The 18,985-nt window shown below is 35.1% G+C and carries 24 protein-coding genes and 2 tRNA genes; 9 read left to right on the top strand and 17 right to left on the bottom strand.

Annotated features, from left to right (window positions below; translation table 11 throughout):
- Window positions 1-22: 22 nt before the first annotated feature.
- Together NAT51_RS11740 and NAT51_RS11735 are read right to left on the bottom strand one after the other, a co-directional pair.
- Entirely contained in the window at window positions 23-841 is an 819-nt protein-coding gene (locus tag NAT51_RS11740; protein WP_250599118.1) for a lysophospholipid acyltransferase family protein, read from the bottom strand.
- Window positions 842-883: 42 nt separating this feature from the next.
- Complete coding sequence (locus NAT51_RS11735) at window positions 884-1,522, bottom strand: NUDIX hydrolase (protein ID WP_250599117.1); 639 nt, start codon at window positions 1,520-1,522, stop codon at window positions 884-886.
- Between the two features lie 105 nt (window positions 1,523-1,627).
- Between NAT51_RS11735 and NAT51_RS11730 the strand changes: the two genes are divergently transcribed.
- On the top strand, window positions 1,628-2,071 hold the full coding sequence (locus NAT51_RS11730; protein WP_250599116.1) for a DUF4268 domain-containing protein: 444 nt from the start codon (window positions 1,628-1,630) through the stop codon (window positions 2,069-2,071).
- Window positions 2,072-2,140: 69 nt separating this feature from the next.
- Here the strand turns inward: NAT51_RS11730 and NAT51_RS11725 are convergent, their stop codons facing one another.
- Entirely contained in the window at window positions 2,141-2,641 is a 501-nt protein-coding gene (locus NAT51_RS11725; RefSeq protein WP_250599115.1) for a CAP domain-containing protein, read from the bottom strand.
- Window positions 2,642-2,905: 264 nt separating this feature from the next.
- Between NAT51_RS11725 and NAT51_RS11720 the strand changes: the two genes are divergently transcribed.
- Genes NAT51_RS11720 through NAT51_RS11710 form a run of 3 tightly spaced genes read left to right on the top strand, consistent with a single transcriptional unit; the run spans window position 2,906 to window position 4,846 of the window.
- Window positions 2,906-3,763, top strand: a complete 858-nt coding sequence (locus NAT51_RS11720) for an alpha/beta fold hydrolase (protein WP_250599114.1) — start codon at window positions 2,906-2,908, stop codon at window positions 3,761-3,763.
- An 8-nt stretch (window positions 3,764-3,771) separates the two neighbouring features.
- Entirely contained in the window at window positions 3,772-4,266 is a 495-nt protein-coding gene (locus NAT51_RS11715; protein WP_250599113.1) for an RNA polymerase sigma factor, read from the top strand.
- Window positions 4,253-4,846: a hypothetical protein gene (locus NAT51_RS11710; protein WP_250599112.1), complete on the top strand. Its 594-nt coding sequence runs from the start codon at window positions 4,253-4,255 to the stop codon at window positions 4,844-4,846. The genes NAT51_RS11715 and NAT51_RS11710 overlap by 14 nt, the downstream gene beginning before the upstream one ends.
- Before the next feature lie 127 nt (window positions 4,847-4,973).
- On the opposite strand, the gene NAT51_RS11705 is transcribed toward NAT51_RS11710, so the two are convergent.
- The 7 genes from NAT51_RS11705 to idi all read right to left on the bottom strand — a co-directional run bounded on the left by NAT51_RS11705 (window position 4,974) and on the right by idi (window position 7,920).
- A tRNA-Thr gene (locus NAT51_RS11705) sits at window positions 4,974-5,050 on the bottom strand.
- A gap of 31 nt (window positions 5,051-5,081) precedes the next feature.
- Window positions 5,082-5,155 (bottom strand) — tRNA-Thr (locus NAT51_RS11700).
- Window positions 5,156-5,234: 79 nt separating this feature from the next.
- Complete coding sequence (locus NAT51_RS11695; RefSeq protein ID WP_250599111.1) at window positions 5,235-5,501, bottom strand: hypothetical protein; 267 nt, start codon at window positions 5,499-5,501, stop codon at window positions 5,235-5,237.
- 55 nt (window positions 5,502-5,556) lie between these two features.
- Window positions 5,557-6,525: a type I phosphomannose isomerase catalytic subunit gene (locus tag NAT51_RS11690; RefSeq protein ID WP_250599110.1), complete on the bottom strand. Its 969-nt coding sequence runs from the start codon at window positions 6,523-6,525 to the stop codon at window positions 5,557-5,559.
- A complete protein-coding gene (locus NAT51_RS11685; protein WP_250599109.1) occupies window positions 6,525-6,986 on the bottom strand; it encodes a peroxiredoxin in 462 nt (153 codons plus the stop codon). Before NAT51_RS11685 ends, NAT51_RS11690 begins: the two co-directional genes overlap by 1 nt.
- Window positions 6,986-7,396, bottom strand: a complete 411-nt coding sequence (locus NAT51_RS11680) for a 6-pyruvoyl trahydropterin synthase family protein (RefSeq protein WP_250599108.1) — start codon at window positions 7,394-7,396, stop codon at window positions 6,986-6,988. The genes NAT51_RS11685 and NAT51_RS11680 overlap by 1 nt, the downstream gene beginning before the upstream one ends.
- Window positions 7,393-7,920 (bottom strand): isopentenyl-diphosphate Delta-isomerase, encoded by a 528-nt coding sequence (gene idi, locus NAT51_RS11675; RefSeq protein WP_250599107.1) that lies wholly within the window; start codon window positions 7,918-7,920, stop codon window positions 7,393-7,395. The genes NAT51_RS11680 and idi overlap by 4 nt, the downstream gene beginning before the upstream one ends.
- Window positions 7,921-8,117: 197 nt before the next feature.
- On the opposite strand from idi, the gene NAT51_RS11670 reads away from it, so the two are divergent.
- Window positions 8,118-8,492, top strand: a complete 375-nt coding sequence (locus NAT51_RS11670; protein ID WP_250599106.1) for a hypothetical protein — start codon at window positions 8,118-8,120, stop codon at window positions 8,490-8,492.
- Window positions 8,493-8,547: 55 nt separating this feature from the next.
- Here the strand turns inward: NAT51_RS11670 and carB are convergent, their stop codons facing one another.
- Window positions 8,548-11,400 carry a carbamoyl-phosphate synthase large subunit gene (gene carB, locus NAT51_RS11665; protein WP_250599105.1) on the bottom strand — a complete coding sequence of 951 codons (2,853 nt, stop codon included), beginning with the start codon at window positions 11,398-11,400 and terminating at the stop codon, window positions 8,548-8,550.
- 185 nt (window positions 11,401-11,585) lie between these two features.
- Window positions 11,586-11,747 carry a 50S ribosomal protein L34 gene (rpmH, locus tag NAT51_RS11660; protein ID WP_007136275.1) on the bottom strand — a complete coding sequence of 54 codons (162 nt, stop codon included), beginning with the start codon at window positions 11,745-11,747 and terminating at the stop codon, window positions 11,586-11,588.
- Window positions 11,748-12,001: 254 nt separating this feature from the next.
- Between rpmH and NAT51_RS11655 the strand changes: the two genes are divergently transcribed.
- Entirely contained in the window at window positions 12,002-12,517 is a 516-nt protein-coding gene (locus NAT51_RS11655) for a DUF2892 domain-containing protein (protein ID WP_250599104.1), read from the top strand.
- Window positions 12,518-12,664: 147 nt separating this feature from the next.
- Window positions 12,665-13,369 carry a TlpA family protein disulfide reductase gene (locus NAT51_RS11650; RefSeq protein ID WP_250599103.1) on the top strand — a complete coding sequence of 235 codons (705 nt, stop codon included), beginning with the start codon at window positions 12,665-12,667 and terminating at the stop codon, window positions 13,367-13,369.
- Here the strand turns inward: NAT51_RS11650 and NAT51_RS11645 are convergent.
- From NAT51_RS11645 to NAT51_RS11635, 3 genes are read right to left on the bottom strand one after another with little or no spacing between them, the layout of a single operon-like run.
- The gene (locus NAT51_RS11645; RefSeq protein WP_250599102.1) at window positions 13,366-13,737 is read right to left on the bottom strand and encodes a sulfite exporter TauE/SafE family protein; all 372 of its coding nucleotides are present in this window, start codon (window positions 13,735-13,737) and stop codon (window positions 13,366-13,368) included. The genes NAT51_RS11650 and NAT51_RS11645 overlap by 4 nt on opposite strands.
- Before the next feature lie 11 nt (window positions 13,738-13,748).
- Complete coding sequence (locus NAT51_RS11640) at window positions 13,749-14,594, bottom strand: lytic transglycosylase domain-containing protein (protein WP_250599101.1); 846 nt, start codon at window positions 14,592-14,594, stop codon at window positions 13,749-13,751.
- A 9-nt stretch (window positions 14,595-14,603) separates the two neighbouring features.
- A complete protein-coding gene (locus NAT51_RS11635) occupies window positions 14,604-15,269 on the bottom strand; it encodes an alpha/beta hydrolase (RefSeq protein WP_250599100.1) in 666 nt (221 codons plus the stop codon).
- A 135-nt stretch (window positions 15,270-15,404) separates the two neighbouring features.
- Here NAT51_RS11635 and NAT51_RS11630 point away from each other — a divergent pair, with 135 nt between their 5' ends.
- The gene (locus NAT51_RS11630; RefSeq protein WP_250599099.1) at window positions 15,405-15,689 is read left to right on the top strand and encodes a GNAT family N-acetyltransferase; all 285 of its coding nucleotides are present in this window, start codon (window positions 15,405-15,407) and stop codon (window positions 15,687-15,689) included.
- A gap of 45 nt (window positions 15,690-15,734) precedes the next feature.
- The gene (locus NAT51_RS11625; RefSeq protein ID WP_250599098.1) at window positions 15,735-16,076 is read left to right on the top strand and encodes a hypothetical protein; all 342 of its coding nucleotides are present in this window, start codon (window positions 15,735-15,737) and stop codon (window positions 16,074-16,076) included.
- A gap of 73 nt (window positions 16,077-16,149) precedes the next feature.
- On the opposite strand, the gene mtaB is transcribed toward NAT51_RS11625, so the two are convergent.
- Both mtaB and aspA read right to left on the bottom strand, forming a co-directional pair.
- Window positions 16,150-17,478, bottom strand: coding sequence for a tRNA (N(6)-L-threonylcarbamoyladenosine(37)-C(2))-methylthiotransferase MtaB (gene mtaB, locus NAT51_RS11620; RefSeq protein WP_250599097.1), 1,329 nt, complete (start codon window positions 17,476-17,478; stop codon window positions 16,150-16,152).
- Between the two features lie 98 nt (window positions 17,479-17,576).
- Window positions 17,577-18,974, bottom strand: coding sequence for an aspartate ammonia-lyase (gene aspA / locus NAT51_RS11615; protein WP_250599096.1), 1,398 nt, complete (start codon window positions 18,972-18,974; stop codon window positions 17,577-17,579).
- Between the last annotated feature and the right edge of the window lie 11 nt (window positions 18,975-18,985).

Genomic DNA, 18,985 nt, shown 5'->3' with positions numbered 1-18,985 from the left:
ACCTGCTTTTAGCAGGTTTTTTTTAATCTATATTCCATTTCCGGTATCGGTCCAATTCTTCCTGTTCCTGAATTTCTTCAATTGAAAGTACTTTTAAGAAAGAGGGATGTTGCTCAATTGCATATTCAATTTTCTCAACAATTTCCTCGATTGACTCATTGTCATAATCAATTTGCAATGGTTCCTTGATTATAAAAGACTGCAAAATTCCTTTTTTCTTTGGTCTTAACCCTTTTTTATCAAAAGAGCGTCTGAAACCATCTATCACAATCGGAACCACAATAGGCTTATGGTTTTTAATAATGTGTGCTGTTCCCTTTCTTACAGGTTTAAACGACTTTGTTGTACCTTGTGGAAAAGTAATTACCCATCCGTCATCCAACGCAACACCAATATTTTCCGTATCATTCATGTTGACTTCCTTCTGCTCATGCTTTTGCAAATCTTTTCCGTCTGAACGCCATGTTCTTTCGACAGTAATAGCACCAACATATGCTAATATTCTTGGCAACAAACCGGCCCTCATGGTTTCTTTGGCTGCCACATAATAAATATTCAATTTAGGTTTCCACAAATACCCAACATTTTTGATATTATCTTCACGGCCTTTCAAGCTTGCGTTGAATACATGGAACATGGCAACAACATCGGCGAAATAAGTTTGATGATTTGAAATAAACAACACATTTGTATCCGGTAAAGCACGAATAATCTCTGAACCGTCAATATGCAACGAGTTAAAACCACGGTATCTCCGGTGTGTCAATGTTCCGAAAACTAAAATTAACCATCGTTTTATAAAAAGTATATGTCCGAAAGGATTTCTTTTAAACAATCCCATAAGTGTAATTTTTTAAGGCTGCGAATTTATAAAAAAATATTTTTATATGATTTTTTTAAAAATCTCTTTTAGTTCGCTCATCATCATCGCCGTAGCACCCCAGACTAAATGTTCATTAATTTGAAAGGCAGGCACACTAATATTTGAGGCGTATGAGGTAGACATGTTTACATTAACCACCAGACTATCATCCAGAAAATCCCCCAAAGGCAGTTCAATGATTCCTGACACTTCTTCAGGATTCAGATTAAAGGAAAGTTCTTTTTCGGAAAAACCCAAAAAAGGCGAAACCAAGTAGTTACTGGGGGGTATATATACTTCACTGAATGCTTTGACAAGGCTGATCATATCTGACGGAATTCCAATTTCTTCATGTGTTTCACGTAAAGCAGTTTGCGACAAATCTGCATCAAATACTTCAACTTTTCCACCGGGAAAAGCAATTTGTGAAGCATGTATGCCCGGATATGAATTTCTGACAATAAGTGCCAGATGTGTTTCTTTTTTTTTAGGATACAAAAGCATTAAAACCGCAGCCCTTTTTGGCACCAAATCGGCAAAAGAATGAGTCCGCAAAAATTCAATTCTTTCAGGAGGGATCATTTTTGCGTGTGCATCAGACGCCGGAAGCGATTCTTTTGTTATTTTTGGCACATATTTTAAAAATTCTGAAAACTCCATTTTTTAGCTAAGTTTTAACAACAGTTATCTAATCCGTTTTAAACGGACCGAAACATAAAGATAGCCCAAAAAAACGAATTTAACAATTTATAAAGCCTGTTTCTCATGTATAGTAAAGAAGAAAGCCTTCGGATCAAAAAAGAATTTTGGACACAATTTGCCGAAGCATATCCCCGTAAATGGCTGTTATACAACACTAAAATTAAAGATGTTACCTTCAAATTTTATGTTGACAATAAAAAAGCACAGGTATTATTCGATATTGAACCAAAAGATGAAGAAAAGCGTAAAATATATTTTGAAAAAATAGAATCGCTTAAAACTATTTTGCTGGAAGATTTTCTTGAAGATGCCATTCTTGAGCGCAATTTTTACCTTGAAAACGGAAAAATCATAAGCCGGATCTGGGTTGAATTAACAGGTATCAGCCTTAACAACAAAGCTACATGGGAAACGATATATGATTTCTTTTATGAAAAAATGGATGCTTTCGAACGTTTCTTTTACGAAAACGAAGACTACATCAAAGATCTTGAAATTAATACATAAAAAAATGCCTTAGTTGGGGGACCAAGGCATTTTTAAAAATCAAATAAAAAACAAACTAATAAACTAATCTTATTTTTTCATAAATAGGTTCGTATAAAATTTCTTTCCATCTGCGTTTGTGCGGATTGCAATACCGAAGTGTGTAAAATCCCCTTCGATATTTGCTTTGTGTCCTGCGCTGTTTAACCAAGCGCTAAAAACACCTTGTGGAGTTGAATAGTTATAAGCTAAATTTTCACTTACGTTAACTGCTCCTAAATTTCTAACCAATGCTTCATATCTGTCTTGGAAATAATCATGTGAAATTCCTCCTTTAGAAATCATGTAGTTATCATGCTCTTCTGATTTAGCTGATATATAATCCACTTTATCAAGACGGTTTTTACCGATACTTACTCTATAATCATTTATGATATTCATCAATTCCAACTCTTCTTGTGAGTATGTGAATGTTACATTTACAGGTGTATTGTCATTTTGATCTGAGGCAATTTCTTCCTTTGAGCAAGAAACTAATGAAATTGACAATAAAGCTAACAGTAAGATTGGGGACAAAAGTTTTTTAATCATAATTTAATGTTTTTTAGAATGTGTTACTTTTTTGATTGTCAAATGATTACCACCTCATATTGACATGACAACATTACAAATAAAATCGATAAACTACAAAATAAAATCGATGAAATGCGCAAAAAAAAATCTTTTGAAAAAAAATTCTTACATAAAATAAATTATTTCAAATATTTGATTTATAGATACTTATGAAAAAATCATTTTTTTTTGTAACAATTTAATATGATCCGTATCCAAAAGAAAAAACTAAAAACAACAATTATGAAAAAGACACTTTTATTTGCGATCGTATTATTATTCAGTGCATTTAGTCATGCACAAAACCAATCATTTGAAGTTAAGATAACAGGAAAAGGAAAACCGGTTATTTTAATCCCGGGTTATTCATGTTCAGGTGACGTTTGGAATGAAACCGTAGAACATCTGAAAAAAAATTATGAACTTCATGTTATAACAATTGCCGGTTTTGGTGGTGTGAAACCAATTGAAAACGATGAAATCCTAAAAACAGTACGAAACGAAATCATCAGCTACGTAAAAGTTAAAAATTTAAAGAAGCCAATGTTAATCGGACATAGTTTAGGAGCATTCATGACTTTATGGATACAAAGCACAGAGCCTGACTTATTTGGTAAAAGTATCTGTGTTGACGGTTTGCCATTTATTTCTGCAATCGGAAAACCTGAAACTACTGCAGAATCCTTAAAAAACAACCCACAATATAACAAAGAAGCAACTATAGCTAATTTCAAAGCTATTCCTTCTGAGAACTACGTTAAAAACAACACTAAAGCCATGATGTACCAGGTAAGCGACAGCATCCACGCGAAACAAATAGCTGAATGGAGTTTTAAAAGTGACAGAACAACTCTTGGAAGTACAATAATCGAAATGTCAACAACCGATTTAAGACAGGAAATTGCAAAAATTAAAGTTCCGATATTAGTTTTGGCCAGTCTTTGGGGAAATAAAGAAGCCAGCGAAAAAGAATACGGAACACAATATGCCTTATTGAAAAACAAAACCATCAAGGTTGCCAATGCAAAACACTTCATTATGTATGACACTCCCGAATGGTTTTATAATGAAATTGACTTATTTTTAAACTCTAAATCATAATCAGAATTGTGAGTTCTACAGAAAATCAATTTAAAGACATCTACTCCAAATATTCCCAAAAAGTACACCGATTGTGTTTGGGATATACCGGAGACGCAATGCAAGCAGATGATTTACTCCAGGAAGTATTCATCAAAGTTTGGGAAAATCTCGAAAAATTCAGGGGAGAATCGCAAATGAGCACCTGGATTTACAGAATTGCAGTTAACACCTGCCTATTACATTTACGCTCCAATAAAAAACAAACGAAAGTGAATGTTGAAGACTTAAGCTCAAAAATAAGTGATGAAACCAACGAAATGGAAGCTCAGGTTCAACTTCTATACAAATGCATCAGTGAACTAAATGAAACAGACAGACTCATCATCACATTATTATTGGAAGAAGTTCCTTATCCCGAAATAGCAGAAGTGACTTCAATTTCAGAAGGAAATCTAAGGGTAAAAATTCACCGCATCAAACAACAATTAAGTACAATTTATTCAAAATATGAAAGACTTTGATAATTTAAAAGATTTATGGAAAACACAGGCAGATGTAAAACTACCTGATGTTTCCGAAATACTGAAAAAAGTAAAAAGAGAAAAACTCACCTATACCAATAAAATCCTTTTTCAGGTGGCAATTTTAATCGCAACCATATTTGCACTAATCTGGATTGGTTCATTAATAGATTTTAAGATGATGACAACTTATATTGGTTTAGGCATCATGTTGTTGTGTGTTGCAGGATTTTCAGCAATAAGGTTATATCAGATGATAACCTTAAAGAAAATTGATTTGACCGAGAAACCATCAGTTACCCTGAACAAATTGGAAAACTATTATAATTTCCAACAGCTTGTAGGAGCCAAAATCACTCCGGCTTACTTCATTTTACTAAACATGGCTTTTGTTTTCTATTTTATAGAAGTTATGCAACCGATGTCTACGAGTTTAAAAACAATTTGTCTGACGGTTTATATTGCTTGGATGTCTTTTGCTTACTTTTATTTAGGCAAAAAACAGAAGAAAAAAGAAAATGACAGAATCAACTCCATCATTGATTCCATAAAAGAAATGGAAAGCAATTATGAGAAATAAAAAAAGGTCTTCGTATGAAGACCTTTTTTTATTGTAACCAATACGGTTTATCTTAATCATTTTCAGATTGTACCTTTCAAACAATAACCATACAAAAAAGAAAAGGTCTTCATACGAAGACCTTTTCTGGAGCCGATGGAGGGACTCGAACCCACGACCTGCTGATTACAAATCAGCTGCTCTAGCCAGCTGAGCTACACCGGCAAAGTGTATTATACAGTATTTTTAAAATTTGAGCCGATGGAGGGACTCGAACCCACGACCTGCTGATTACAAATCAGCTGCTCTAGCCAGCTGAGCTACACCGGCGACTCATTTCGGGTGCAAATATAATGGAGTTTTTTAAACTTCCAAAGACTTACACCCTAAATTTTATCTGTTTTTTCTACTATAATACGTTGATTTTTTCAACTAATTGGTTAGCAGCATTTTCTAAATCTTTATTTACTTGCTTTAAGTGAGCCTTTCTGTTCTCAACTTTTTTATCATTTACTTTTTTGATCAATCCGTCAAATGTAACGATAGCTTCTTCGATAATTCCGTTTGTAGCTTCAGTTGGTCTACCAGTTGTAGTCATTTCATATAAATAAACTGCTTCAATGATGTCACCAATTACATAGTTGATGTCTTTTTTTAAGTTTTTTACACTTGCCATAGTTTCCTATTTAATTTTTTTTTTGCAAAGGTATCATTTATCTTGATATTTCCTACTAAGAAATAAATATTTCCAACAACTCCGAACTACCAATTAATTGATAATCAGTTAAAAATGCAGGAATCAAAATAGTATCTCCTTTTTGAAATTGATATGTTTGTTGTTTTACTTTGATTTCCAATTTTCCTTCTGTGCACATATATACAACAAAAGAATCAGTATTCTTTGTTATAACCATCTGTCCTTCCAACGGTATAATATTGGTTGTAAAATAAGGACAATCAACTGCCAAATTACTCTTGTTGATTTCGGAAATATATTCTTTCTTCGCATCAACTACGCCATAATTAATTGCTTCCAAAGCTAAATCGACATGAAGCTCACGTAAATTTCCATTAGCATCCTTACGGTCAAAATCGTAAATTCTATACGTAATATCTGAGGTTTGCTGAATTTCAGCTATCACAATTCCGGCACCGATGGCATGAATGGTTCCTGTTTCCAACAAAAAAACATCACCTTGCTTTACCGGAATTTCTTCCAAAATAGAAGTCAGCGTTTTATCTTCCAAATGCTGTAAATACTTTTGCGGTGTTGCTTTTTCTTTAAAACCGACAATCAACCGCGATCCTTCATCGGCCTGCATAACATACCACATTTCCGTTTTACCGAAAGAATTATGGCGTTTTTGGGCTAATTCGTCATTCGGATGCAATTGAATGGATAAATCTTCTTTAGCATCTAAAAATTTAAACAATAACGGAAATTGCTTCCCGAACTGAAGATATACCTTCTCTCCCAATAATTCAACCGGATATGCAGCAATTAAATCCTGAAGTGACTTATCTTTCCAGTATCCGTTTGCGATTTGGCTTACATCACCTGAAACGGTTGACAACTCCCAACTTTCACCGGTGGTGTCATTAGGAATATTTTTATTCAAAACCGATTGTAATTTGGTTCCTCCCCAAATACGGTCTTTAAAAATTGGTTTAAAAATTAAAGGATACAATTCCAACTCCATTACATCAAACTTTTTACTTTTTCTACGGTAAGTTCCAAATGATTTTCAGCATTACTGTCTTCAAAAACCATTTGCACCACACCATTCAAATCTACTATATAAGTAACTCTTCCCGGTATTAATCCCAAAAAATTATTTTTAACGCCAAATATCTTTCTTAATTTTTTATCAGCATCAGAAAGCAAAATAAAAGGTAAATCATATTTATGGATAAATTTCCGGTGTGAGGCAGCTCCATCGGCACTGATTCCAATTACTTCTGCTCCAATTTCCTTAAATTCCTCATAATGATCCCTAAGAAAACAAGCTTGTTTTGTACAGCCCGGCGTATCATCTTTCGGATAAAAATAAATAACCAACACCTTTTTCCCGATTAAAGATTCAATTCTGAATTCGTCACCGTTTTGGTCTTTAGCCACAAAAAGAGGCAAGTTGTCCCCTACTTTCAAACTTTCCTGCATTATTCTCCTTTAAAAGTTACAAAATTACGTGGCGTTTCATACAAAGTAACTTCTAAATCATTACCAGCAGCAATTCTATTCCTGATTTTATTCCAGATAACCACCACAATATTCTCTGCAGTGGGATTAAGATTTTCAAATTCAGGAACATCCAAATTTAGATTTTTATGATCAAATTTTGACTCTACTTCTTCAAAAATAATATCAGCCAGATCTTTAATATCGATAACATATCCTGTTTCAGGATTTATTTTACCAGTCACACTCACAATCAGTTCATAATTATGGCCGTGAAAATTAGGATTATTACACTTCCCGAAAACGCTTTGATTTTGTTCATCAGACCAATCTTTACGATACAAACGGTGTGCTGCATTAAAATGTGCTTTTCTGCTAACGGTTACCCTCATAATTTATGATCTTCAAGAAAATGATAAAATTCATCGAATATAATTTTGAACCAAACTGTATAAATTTCAGGTTTTTGTTCCATATCATTCTTTACATCCTCAATAGCCATCCATTTCCAACTTTCAACTTCATCATTATTGATTTTAGGTTCATCATTATAATAACCAATCATTACATGATCCAGTTCATGCTCAGTCAAACCATTATCAAAAGGCGCTTTATAAATAAAATGAAAAAGTTCTTTCAACTCAGCCGTAAATCCCATTTCTTCAAATAAACGACGGGTCCCGGCCTGAATATTACTTTCTCCTTCCCTTTGGTGACTACAGCATGTATTAGTCCATAACAACGGAGAATGATATTTATGCTGCGCTCTCTGCTGCAGCATCAGTTCATTTTTATCATTCAATATAAAAACCGAAAAAGCACGGTGTAGCAATGCTTTTTCATGTGCCTCCAGTTTTGGCATCAGACCAATTTGCTGATCATCTTCATTCACTAATATTACCTTCTCTTCTGTCATAAACTTTTTATTGCTTGGTAAAAATACGAAAACTATACCAAATAAAGGTTAACCATATTTGGTTACAATCCCTAAAACCATCCGTAAACTCCACATAAACGCCCTTAAAAAACAAATTGATTTTTCTTACTTTTTGTATTTTTTATATAAATTGCCCTCAACAAAAAGACATTCAAACAACTAAAAAACAAGAAGTTATGAAAAAATTAATTTTAATTGCTTTTACTGCATTTACATTGTTTTCGTGCAGCGATGATGAAAGATCCGGAGCACAAAGAAAAGTCGAATACAAAATACAGGGAAATTATTCAGGTTTACTTAGTACGAACCGCCCTGATATGTACGGGGAACCTACAGATTCACAAGTTGTCGAACAACTTCCATGGTATGAAATCATTGAATATGATACTAACGTAGCTTCAGCCACGATGAAAGTTGAAGGAACCGGTGGCCTACCCGGCGAAAAAATCACGGTTGAAACCTATATGGGTGGAAATCTGGAATCCATCAATTACGGAACAGCAGATTCTGATGGTGTGATTTCACTTATCACTACGGAAGCAGAATTTTAAAACCACGAAAAAGAGCGCTATATGCGCTCTTTTTTTATTCTGATTTAGACAACTATTATTTTGTCAGATACATTTTTCTTCTTGAATACAACTCATAAAATTGATCATCTTTCAAATCATCAATAAACAAGATACTTTCTCCCGTAGATTTCATCTCTGGACCTAAAGCTTTGTTTACATTAGGGAATTTACTGAATGAGAAAACCGGTTGTTTTATTGCATATCCGTTTAATTGCGGATTAAAAGTAAAATCAGTTACTTTATTTTCTCCCAACATCACTTTAGTGGCATAGTTTACATAAGGCTCACCATAGGCTTTTGCAATAAAAGGAACCGTACGTGATGCTCTCGGATTTGCTTCGATGATATAAACCGTATCATCTTTAATGGCAAACTGGATATTAATCAATCCGACTGTTTTTAAGGCCAAAGCAATATTCTTGGTATGATCCTTAATTTGCTGCATTACAAACTCCCCCAAATTGAAAGGAGGCAAAGTTGCATTACTATCTCCAGAATGCACTCCACATGGCTCAATATGCTCCATGATTCCGATGATGTATACATTTTCACCGTCACAAATCGCATCAGCTTCTGCTTCAATGGCACCATCCAGGTAGTGATCCAATAATAATTTATTATTCGGGATATGTTTCAGGATTTCAATTACATGCTCTTCCAATTCCTGTTTGTTAATCACAATTTTCATTCCCTGACCTCCTAATACATAAGAAGGACGGACTAACAATGGAAAATCAAGATCATCAGCTAATTTAACTGCCTGTTCTGCATTTTCTGCTACTCCGAATTTAGGGAAAGGAATATTCAATTCTGTCAATAATTCCGAAAACCGTCCTCTATCCTCAGCCAAATCCAAAGCATCAAAGCTTGTTCCGATAATTTTGATACCGTATTTCGATAATTTTTCTGCCAGTTTCAACGCTGTCTGACCACCCAACTGAACGATTACTCCTTCAGGCTTTTCATGTTGGATGATATCATAGATATGTTCCCAGAAAACTGGTTCAAAATATAATTTATCAGCTGTGTCAAAATCGGTTGAAACCGTTTCAGGATTACAGTTGATCATGATAGTCTCATAACCACACTCTCTTGCAGCCAAAACACCGTGTACACAAGAATAATCGAACTCGATTCCCTGACCGATACGGTTCGGTCCTGAACCTAAAACCACAATTTTCTTCTTATCCGAAACTATACTTTCGTTGTGAACGTATTTTGTCCCATCAGCTTTTTCGATTTCAGCTTCAAAAGTTGAATAATAGTATGGAGTTTGCGCTTTAAATTCGGCCGCACAGGTATCAACCAGTTTATAAACCCTTTTAACCCCTTGATTATCACGCAATGTATGTACCTGACTCTCCAAACAACCCAACATGTGTGCAATCTGTCTGTCACCGTACCCTTTTTGTTTCGCTTCCAATAATAAATCCTTTGGAAGTGTATCAATTGTATATTTTGATATTTCTTTTTCGATTAAATACAATTCCTCATACTGCTTCAGGAACCACATATCGATTTTAGTAATCTCATGGATTCTTGACAGCGGAATTCCCATAGCAATGGCATCATAAATCACAAACACACGGTCCCAACTTGCATAAGTAAGTTTTTCGATAATCTGTTCGTAATTTTTGTATCCTTTACCATCAGCGCCTAAACCATTACGTTTAATTTCCAATGATTGAGTTGCTTTATGCAATGCTTCCTGGAACGACCTTCCAATTCCCATTACCTCACCTACCGATTTCATCTGTAATCCTAAAGTACGGTCTGAACCTTCAAATTTATCAAAGTTCCAACGTGGTATTTTTACGATTACATAATCCAACGTTGGCTCAAACAAAGCCGAAGTCGATTTTGTAATTTGGTTTTGCAATTCATCCAAGTTATACCCTAAAGCCAATTTCGTTGCAATTTTAGCAATTGGATAACCCGTAGCTTTTGATGCTAAGGCAGATGAACGTGAAACACGAGGGTTTATTTCAATAGCCACGATATCCTCTTTATCATCCGGAGATACTGCAAATTGAACATTACAACCTCCGGCAAAGTTTCCGATACTGCGCATCATATGAATAGCCATATCACGCATTTTCTGGAAAGTGGTATCTGATAATGTCATCGCAGGTGCTACTGTGATACTGTCTCCTGTATGGATTCCCATTGGGTCCATATTCTCGATCGTACAAATGATTACTACATTATCGTTTTTATCACGAAGTAATTCCAATTCGTACTCTTTCCAACCTAAAAGTGCTTTATCGATTAACACTTCGTGGATTGGTGAAGCTTCTAAACCACGGGTTAACAATTCATCAAAATCTTCTTTTTTATGCACAAAAGCTGCTCCGGTTCCTCCTAATGTAAATGAAGGACGGATTACCAATGGAAAACCGAATTCCTGTGCAATTTCTTTTCCTTTTAAGAATGAATTAGCCGTTTTAGCCGGTGCATACGGAATATTAATCTCAGTTAATAATTTTTTGAATTGATCACGATCTTCTGTGATATTGATCGCATTGATATCCACACCAATCAATTTCACATCAAAATCCTGCCAGATTCCTTTTTCTTCAGCTTCAAGACATAAGTTCAAAGCTGTTTGTCCACCCATGGTAGGCAGTACCGCATCGATTTGCGGATGTGCTTTCAGGATTTCAATGATTGATTTTGTAGTTAACGGTTTTAAGTAAACATGATCCGCCATGGAAGGATCAGTCATGATGGTTGCCGGGTTGGAATTGATTAGAATTACTTCGATCCCTTCCTCACGCAATGAACGTGCTGATTGTGAACCTGCGTAGTCGAATTCACAGGCTTGACCAATAATGATGGGTCCTGACCCAATAATTAAAACCGATTTGATTGAAGTGTCTTTAGGCATTGTATTGTGTTGTTGTTTATTGTTTAGCCCCGATAGGAACGGCATCCTTTTTAAATTTCAAAATTTAAAAAGATACAGTGGATAGCGGGAAATAGCTCCTAATAATATCAGTAATGTATGAACTTTTTAAAAAAAAGGCGTTACTGATAAAAGTAACGCCTTAATATTTGATTGATAGTCAATCATTATTTTTTATGTCTTGGTTCGCAAGAAACAGTTAATTTGTGTCTTCCTTTGGCACGACGACGAGCAAGGACTTTTCTTCCATTCGCAGAAGCCATTCTGTCCATAAAACCGTGCTTATTTCTTCTTTTTCTTTTCGATGGTTGAAATGTTCTTTTACTCATAACTTTGTATCTTTAAAATCTTGTATAAATATCTAATTGTTTGGGCTTTCTCAAAACCGAGTGCAAATATACAACGATTTTTTTTTCTTGCAAGGGGTTTTGCAAAAAATAATTTCAATTATCTTAAAGTTTATAATTTGGTTTTCAAAGGCTATGCATAATCACAGGTTTTCATTGGTGTTAGCTTTTTGTAAACTAGGTTGGTAATCGCGATTTCTTTTTTATATTTGCATCTCATTATTAAAAACATATTTATGTTTCATAAAAATATCAAACTAATTATAGCCGGATTACTTTTTGTTACCGGAGTTTGGCAATTTACTGAAGGAAATATTGGAAATGGTATTTTCATTACTTTACTGACTATCATCCCGGTATTTTTATACTTTAGAAATGAGTTTATTTTACTGGCTTTCCTTAGATTAAGAAACCAGGATTTCGAAGGCGCAAAAAAATGGTTGGATAAAATTAAAAATCCTGAAGCTGCATTAATTCAAAAGCAACAAGGTTATTATAATTACCTAAACGGTTTAATGGTTTCCCAAACCAATTTAAACCAAGCTGAAAAATTCTTCAAAAAAGCAATCAGTTTAGGCTTATCGATGGATCAGGATTTAGCATTGGCAAAATTAAATTTGGCAGGAATTGCCATGAGCCGCCGCAGAAAACTTGAAGCCACAACTCTATTGAATGAAGCGAAAAAGTTGGACAAACACAACATGCTGAAAGATCAAATTACAATGATGAAAGAGCAATTGAAGAAAATTTAATTACTTTTTTTATCGAAAAATAAAAAAAACCGTACAATAAGTACGGTTTTTTCCGTTTAAGAATGTAATTAGTCGATTAATTAATATGTTTGTCGAGAAAATTATTAACTTTATTATCAACGGTTTAGTTTTGCAATAGGATATTAGATGATGAAAAAACTCTACTTCGTAATAACAATATTATTTTTTTCAATTTCATCCTTCGGACAGGATGATGTGGAGGCTATAGGCTTTTCAGAAGCTTTAAAAGCACATTTGAAAAAATACAATGTACAGAGTGACATTGCATATAACAATAACGACAAACAAAAAGGGCAAATACTTTTTGACTCTTTAGTGGCACACCATCTTGTGGGCACACAATTTGAAGACTATACCTTAAAAAGCTTTGAAAAAAGAAAAATCAAACTGAGCAGCTTTAAAAAACCTGTTTTCATCTTAACATATGCCTCTTGGTGTATCCCAAGCAAAGGAGAAATACCGGCCTTGAACAAACTGGCTCAAAAATATGCCAAAGACGTTCAGTTTGTGATTTTATTCTGGGATAAAAAGTACCAGGTAAAAAAGATTGCACGCAAATTCAACCACAATATCACAGTTTGTTATGCACACGAAAGCTACAAAAATGACGCTTTGATAGTAGCACACTTAAAACACACTCTGGGATTCCCTACCTCTTATTTCTTAGACAAAGATTTAAAAGTGGTAAACATAAAAAGAGGTGGCGCACAACCCGACAAAAAAAGCAGCTATGTCAAAGCCTATACCATGAATTACAACACTTTCAGGGAAGGATTAGGCAGTTTACTGATTGACAAAAATATCACTCAGGAACAACTGACTACAAATTAAGCCTTAGAGAACAGCATTTTACCTGCTACAAAAAGAAGCACAACTGCAAAAATTTTCTTTAGCATTTTCTGATCAATGCTAATCGCCATTTTACTTCCAAAATAACCACCAACCACAAAAAACAAAGCAATAATTGCCGCATACCGCCAATCTATATAACCTTCTTTATAATAGTTATATACTGCCGCTGCAGTAACCGGCACCACCAAAACAGTCAGACTTGTTCCCTGCGCCTGGTGTTGGTTAAATCCTAAAAGATAAATCAAAAGCGGAACCATCACAATGCCTCCGCCAACACCCACTAAACCGCTGAGCATTCCGGCAATGACACCAATCAATGCCAGCAACAATATAGTATCTAAAGCCATTTTCTTCATTTTTATTTCACTTCGGGAATTTCAATTTCGTAAACCTTCTTTGCAGGATTATCTAATTTTTTATCGCGTAACCAAGGATTATGATATTTCAGTGTTTTATAATTTATACCCTGTAATTTAGAAAATTTAGCCAAATCACCCACTGAACTGTCAACAAGAATTTTCCGGGTTAACTGCTTTTTATAAAGCTCTTCCTGTGGAATTACAAAATTATATTTAGCCGGATTTTTCATAATTTCCTTTAAAGCGAGGATTCTAAAAACATAACGCGATGTTTCTTCATTCAAAAGTAAATCATAATAATTATTCACACCCTGAAAATCAATTTGTGCCTGTAAACCGTTAATTCCACCATTGTAAGAGGCAGCGGCCATTGTCCATGAACCGAATATCTCTTTGGCAGCAATTAAATAACGGCAAGCTGCTTCGGTTGATTTTTCAAGATGGTAACGTTCATCAACGGTTTCCGATACTTCCAAACCCTTCTCTTTTGCGGTTTGTGGCATGAATTGCCAAACTCCGCGTGCTCCAGCCGGAGAAACTGCATTAGTCAAAGAACTTTCAATAACGGCCAAATATTTAAAATCATCCGGAACATTGTATTTAGCCAAAATAGGCTCAATAACCGGAAAAGCTTTATTAGCACGCTTCATAATCAGAATGGTAGAACCGTGCATAAACTCATTAACCACTAATTCCCTATCCATCCGCTCTTTAACATCAGGAATATTCAATGGTGTTTCTTCTCCCGCAAAATCAATCTTTTCGGGAAATTTAGTATTCATTTTTGCATTGATGAACAATACCGAAACAGCAATTCCAATGCATGCAATTATAATCTTCTTCATGATCTTTCTTTAATTTTCTTTTAAAATAATTTCCGGCAAATTAGTATTTAACCAACGGTATTTGGTTATAATCATAATATGTGTGCCGGCATTAATATTAATAAATCCTTTTATATTTTTAGATGGAAAGACCTCATCTTTGTCTCCGTGTATATGAATCACTTCCGGATCGATTTCAACCCGTTCCCAATTGACAATCTGCTCAATGGCCCAATCCAGATATTCTTTCTCACGGCGCGTCATCAATACTTTGTACAATTCAAGACGCTGTTTCACAATCCCGGCGCCAAAAGCATATTTTGCCAAAGCTTCCACATTTTTCGCCAGACTCGTTGGCAACAATTTATAAGCCTTGGTTGTTTTGGCGATTTTCATCCTGCGTGGTAATTCGGTGTTACTTTTCACACTTGATATAATAATTACTTTCTTAGGATTGAGAAATTGCTTCATTTCCTGCACCAAAACACCTCCGAAGGACACGCCAACCAATACTGCATCATCGTACTTCACTTCTTTTGCCATACGTTGGGCATATTGCTTTAACGTTTCATGCTTTTCCGGCATAAACCATTCAAGCAAATGAACTTCAAAGATATCTTCAGGTAATTTAATTTTTTCGAAAATCAATGAACTTGCCGCCATGCCCGGCATAAAATATACATGAATTTTAGACATAAAAAGTGACTTATAAGTAGATTTTACCGAAATTTGTATAAAAGTAATTATTTCCAGACGTATTTCCTGACTTCATTATAAAATTACCATTTTTTTTAATATTTACAATTCATCCAATCCCTCAATATATCAGATATGGAAATCAAAGACAATTCTTTTTCGAGACAGTTTGAAATCACAACTACCGAAGGCATATTGACCGTTGAGTATTCGTTGCAGGAACGAAAAATATTCCTTACCCGCATCAACACTCCTGAAAACTTTGACAACGAAGAACTCATTGACAACATCATCATAAATATTTTATCGATGGTTGAGGAAAAGAAATGGAGAGTTGTCCCTATTTATCCCAGAATAGCCAGTTTTTTTAGAAAAAATCCAAGTTACAAAAATTTACTCCCTCCCGGAATACGAATTTAACATACCGTAAATTGCTGTTTCTAAAATATTTGTATTTTTACCGGCATGAGCCCTGAAGAAACAAATCACAATATCCTCGAATTTTTTGAAGAAATCGAAAAATACTACGGCTGTAAAACAGAACTTACCGAGGGAATCTGCACTTCTTCCGGTGACTTTAATGCTAATTTCACAACCTGGAATTTATTTGAATTTGATTTAGTCCGTTCAGCCTATAGAAATACCGGTGCACGGTTCATGATGGAAGGCAGTGGTATGTATTATGAAATTGATGCCGGCTCGATTGTCTCCCTTACCCAGCCGGGAAGAAATAAATTTGAATTCATTGAGAAGTTAGGAGACAACGTATACCGCATTACCAAACTCCGTTTTCATTACAAATATTGATAAATTATTAAATAAAAAACTGGATTTGAACATAAGCTCAAATCCGGTTTTAATCTTTTGTCTAGATTTTATTTTAAACCAACACATTTAAAAATTCCATTCTCACACTACCGTCTTCATCTATTTTGGTCAAATTTACGTGATGCAATGTATTAACCAATTCGGGGTTCCAAGGCGTTTTTACCTTTACATAGTTTTCTGTAAACCCGTGAATATAACCTTCTTTATTTTCTCCTTCGAATAAAACTGTTCTATCTGAACCAATCTGACTTTCATAAAAGGCACGTCGTTTTTTTACAGATAATCCGCGAAGCATTTTACTGCGTTTTGCCCTTATATTAGCCGGCACTACTCCATCCATTGCAGCTGCTTCAGTATTATCTCTTTCCGAATACGTGAATACGTGCAAGTAAGAGATCTCCAATTCATTCAGAAAATTATAGGTTTCCAAAAACAATTCATCGGTTTCACCCGGAAAACCAACTATCACGTCCACACCAATACACGCATGAGGCATAACCTGACGTATTTTGGCCACACGGTCAGCATACAACTCACGCAGGTAACGGCGCTTCATTTTCTTCAAAATGATGTTGCTCCCGGATTGTAACGGAATATGAAAATGTGGAACAAATGTGCGGCTTTGGGATACGAAGTCAATCGTTTCATTCTTCAATAAATTAGGCTCTATGGAAGAAATACGCAAACGCTCGATTCCTTCAACTTTATCCAAAGCCTGAACCAATTCATAGAAAGTATGTTCGTGTTTTTTATTTCCGAATTCTCCTTTACCATAGTCCCCGATATTAACACCGGTCAAAACAATTTCTTTTATTCCTCTTTCTGAAATTTCTTTGGCGTTCTTCATTACGTTTTCCATCGTATCACTACGTGAAATACCTCTGGCCAAAGGAATCGTACAGTACGTACATTTATAATCACATCCATCCTGCACTTTTAAAAATGCTCTGGTTCTATCACCGATGGAATAACTTCCCACGTAAAAATCAGCTTCTTCGATTTCGCAGGAATGTACTTCTCCCATATCATTTTTGGAAAGATCATTGATATAGTCGGTGATTTTGAATTTTTCAGTCGCACCCAAAACCAAATCCACCCCATCAACTGCAGCTAATTCTTCCGGTTTCAATTGAGCATAACAACCTACAGCAGCCACAAAAGCTTTATCATTCAGCTTCATGGCCTTTTTCACAATTTGCTTAAATTGTTTATCCGCGTTTTCTGTTACTGAACAAGTGTTGATCACATAAATATCAGCAACTTCCTCAAAATCAACGCGGTCAAAACCTTCTTCTTTAAAATTTCTGGCAATAGTGGATGTTTCCGAAAAGTTTAACTTACATCCAAGCGTATAAAAAGCGACTTTTTTCTTGTTTTCCATAAAATAGCTCAATCAATGAAATCGTTGTCAAAAAATTGAGGGTGCAAATTTAATCAGAATTATTGGTTTGTAAAAATTATTAACCATTTACCATTCAATTATTTAAAATTCTTCGGAGCCAACATGTTTTCAGGATTCAGAATTTCGTCCAGCTGTTCTTTTGACAGAATATTGTGTTCCAAAACCAGATTATAGACACTTTTCCCTGTTTCCAAAGCTTCTTTAGCAATTTTAGTACTGTTTTTATAGCCAATATGCGGATTTAAAGCTGTTACTATTCCAATACTATGCAACACCATATCCCTGCAATGTTCTTCATTAGCTGTAATGCCCACAATACATTTTTCCCTTAGTGTATCCATCGCATTACTCATTAACTGCATCGATTCCAAAATAGCATAGATAAGAACCGGCTCCATTACGTTCAATTGCAATTGCCCTGCTTCGGCAGCCATAGTAACGGTTAAATCATTACCAATTACCCTGAAACAAACCTGATTCATCACTTCCGGAATTACCGGATTAACTTTTCCAGGCATTATTGAAGAACCGGGTTGCATAGGCGGCAGATTAATTTCATTCAATCCACAACGTGGCCCGGAAGAAAGCAAACGCAAATCATTACAAATCTTTGACATCTTGATTGCCATTCGCTTTAAGGCAGATGAATAAATAACATATGATCCCGTATCAGGTGTTGCTTCAATTAAGTTTGGAGCCGAAACAATGGAAAGCCCAGTCACTTTTGCTAAATTTTCGGCACAAAGTTTAGCATATCCCGGTGCTGCATTTAACCCTGTACCGATTGCCGTAGCGCCCATATTGGTTTCTAAAAAAAGATTTGAATTTTGGGTAAGCCTTTCAATTTCTTCCTCCAAAGTCGCAGCAAAAGCCTCAAATTCCTGACCTAAAGTCATCGGAACCGCATCTTGCAACTGCGTGCGTCCCATTTTCAAAACATGCTTAAACTCTTCTCCTTTATTTCTAAAAGCCTGAATCAAAAGCTTTAAATGGGCAATCATATTGACATTAGAATGAATCGCACCAATTTTTATTGCAGTTGGATAAGCATCGTTTGTGGATTGCGATAAATTGACATGGTCATTAGGCGAACAATATTGATATTCTCCTTTTTCATAACCCATAATTTCCAGCGCACGGTTAGCCAATACTTCATTGATATTCATATTAGTAGAAGTACCAGCCCCACCCTGAATCATATCTACCGGGAATTCCTGATCAAATTTCCCTTCAATTACTTCTTTTGATGCCTGTACAATTGCACTTTTTATTTTCTCATCCAACAATCCCAATTCAAAATTAGTCTCTGCTGCTGCCCATTTTACATATGCCAAGCCTTTAATAAATTCGGGGAACTGGTAAAGTTTAACACCAGATATATGAAAGTTCTCAATTGCTCTTTGGGTTTGAACTCCATAGTAAGCATTTTCAGGAACTTGTAAATCCCCAAGCAAATCGTTTTCTATTCTATACATTGTCTCTATTT

This window comes from Flavobacterium amniphilum (genome assembly GCF_023634845.1).
Taxonomy (GTDB): Bacteria; Bacteroidota; Bacteroidia; order Flavobacteriales; family Flavobacteriaceae; genus Flavobacterium; species Flavobacterium amniphilum.
Note: the sequence above shows the minus strand (reverse complement) of the source record. Positions and strands in the feature narration are given on the sequence as shown.

Coding starts and splice junctions, on each gene's coding strand:
- NAT51_RS11740 (WP_250599118.1), bottom strand. CDS start 841: ATGGGATTGTTTAAAAGAAATCCTTTCGGACATATACTTTTTATAAAA.
- NAT51_RS11735 (WP_250599117.1), bottom strand. CDS start 1,522: ATGGAGTTTTCAGAATTTTTAAAATATGTGCCAAAAATAACAAAAGAA.
- NAT51_RS11730 (WP_250599116.1), top strand. CDS start 1,628: ATGTATAGTAAAGAAGAAAGCCTTCGGATCAAAAAAGAATTTTGGACA.
- NAT51_RS11725 (WP_250599115.1), bottom strand. CDS start 2,641: ATGATTAAAAAACTTTTGTCCCCAATCTTACTGTTAGCTTTATTGTCA.
- NAT51_RS11720 (WP_250599114.1), top strand. CDS start 2,906: ATGAAAAAGACACTTTTATTTGCGATCGTATTATTATTCAGTGCATTT.
- NAT51_RS11710 (WP_250599112.1), top strand. CDS start 4,253: ATGAAAGACTTTGATAATTTAAAAGATTTATGGAAAACACAGGCAGAT.
- NAT51_RS11695 (WP_250599111.1), bottom strand. CDS start 5,501: ATGGCAAGTGTAAAAAACTTAAAAAAAGACATCAACTATGTAATTGGT.
- NAT51_RS11690 (WP_250599110.1), bottom strand. CDS start 6,525: ATGGAGTTGGAATTGTATCCTTTAATTTTTAAACCAATTTTTAAAGAC.
- NAT51_RS11685 (WP_250599109.1), bottom strand. CDS start 6,986: ATGCAGGAAAGTTTGAAAGTAGGGGACAACTTGCCTCTTTTTGTGGCT.
- NAT51_RS11680 (WP_250599108.1), bottom strand. CDS start 7,396: ATGAGGGTAACCGTTAGCAGAAAAGCACATTTTAATGCAGCACACCGT.
- idi (WP_250599107.1), bottom strand. CDS start 7,920: ATGACAGAAGAGAAGGTAATATTAGTGAATGAAGATGATCAGCAAATT.
- NAT51_RS11670 (WP_250599106.1), top strand. CDS start 8,118: ATGAAAAAATTAATTTTAATTGCTTTTACTGCATTTACATTGTTTTCG.
- carB (WP_250599105.1), bottom strand. CDS start 11,400: ATGCCTAAAGACACTTCAATCAAATCGGTTTTAATTATTGGGTCAGGA.
- rpmH (WP_007136275.1), bottom strand. CDS start 11,747: ATGAGTAAAAGAACATTTCAACCATCGAAAAGAAAAAGAAGAAATAAG.
- NAT51_RS11655 (WP_250599104.1), top strand. CDS start 12,002: ATGTTTCATAAAAATATCAAACTAATTATAGCCGGATTACTTTTTGTT.
- NAT51_RS11650 (WP_250599103.1), top strand. CDS start 12,665: ATGATGAAAAAACTCTACTTCGTAATAACAATATTATTTTTTTCAATT.
- NAT51_RS11645 (WP_250599102.1), bottom strand. CDS start 13,737: ATGGCTTTAGATACTATATTGTTGCTGGCATTGATTGGTGTCATTGCC.
- NAT51_RS11640 (WP_250599101.1), bottom strand. CDS start 14,594: ATGAAGAAGATTATAATTGCATGCATTGGAATTGCTGTTTCGGTATTG.
- NAT51_RS11635 (WP_250599100.1), bottom strand. CDS start 15,269: ATGTCTAAAATTCATGTATATTTTATGCCGGGCATGGCGGCAAGTTCA.
- NAT51_RS11630 (WP_250599099.1), top strand. CDS start 15,405: ATGGAAATCAAAGACAATTCTTTTTCGAGACAGTTTGAAATCACAACT.
- NAT51_RS11625 (WP_250599098.1), top strand. CDS start 15,735: ATGAGCCCTGAAGAAACAAATCACAATATCCTCGAATTTTTTGAAGAA.
- mtaB (WP_250599097.1), bottom strand. CDS start 17,478: ATGGAAAACAAGAAAAAAGTCGCTTTTTATACGCTTGGATGTAAGTTA.
- aspA (WP_250599096.1), bottom strand. CDS start 18,974: ATGTATAGAATAGAAAACGATTTGCTTGGGGATTTACAAGTTCCTGAA.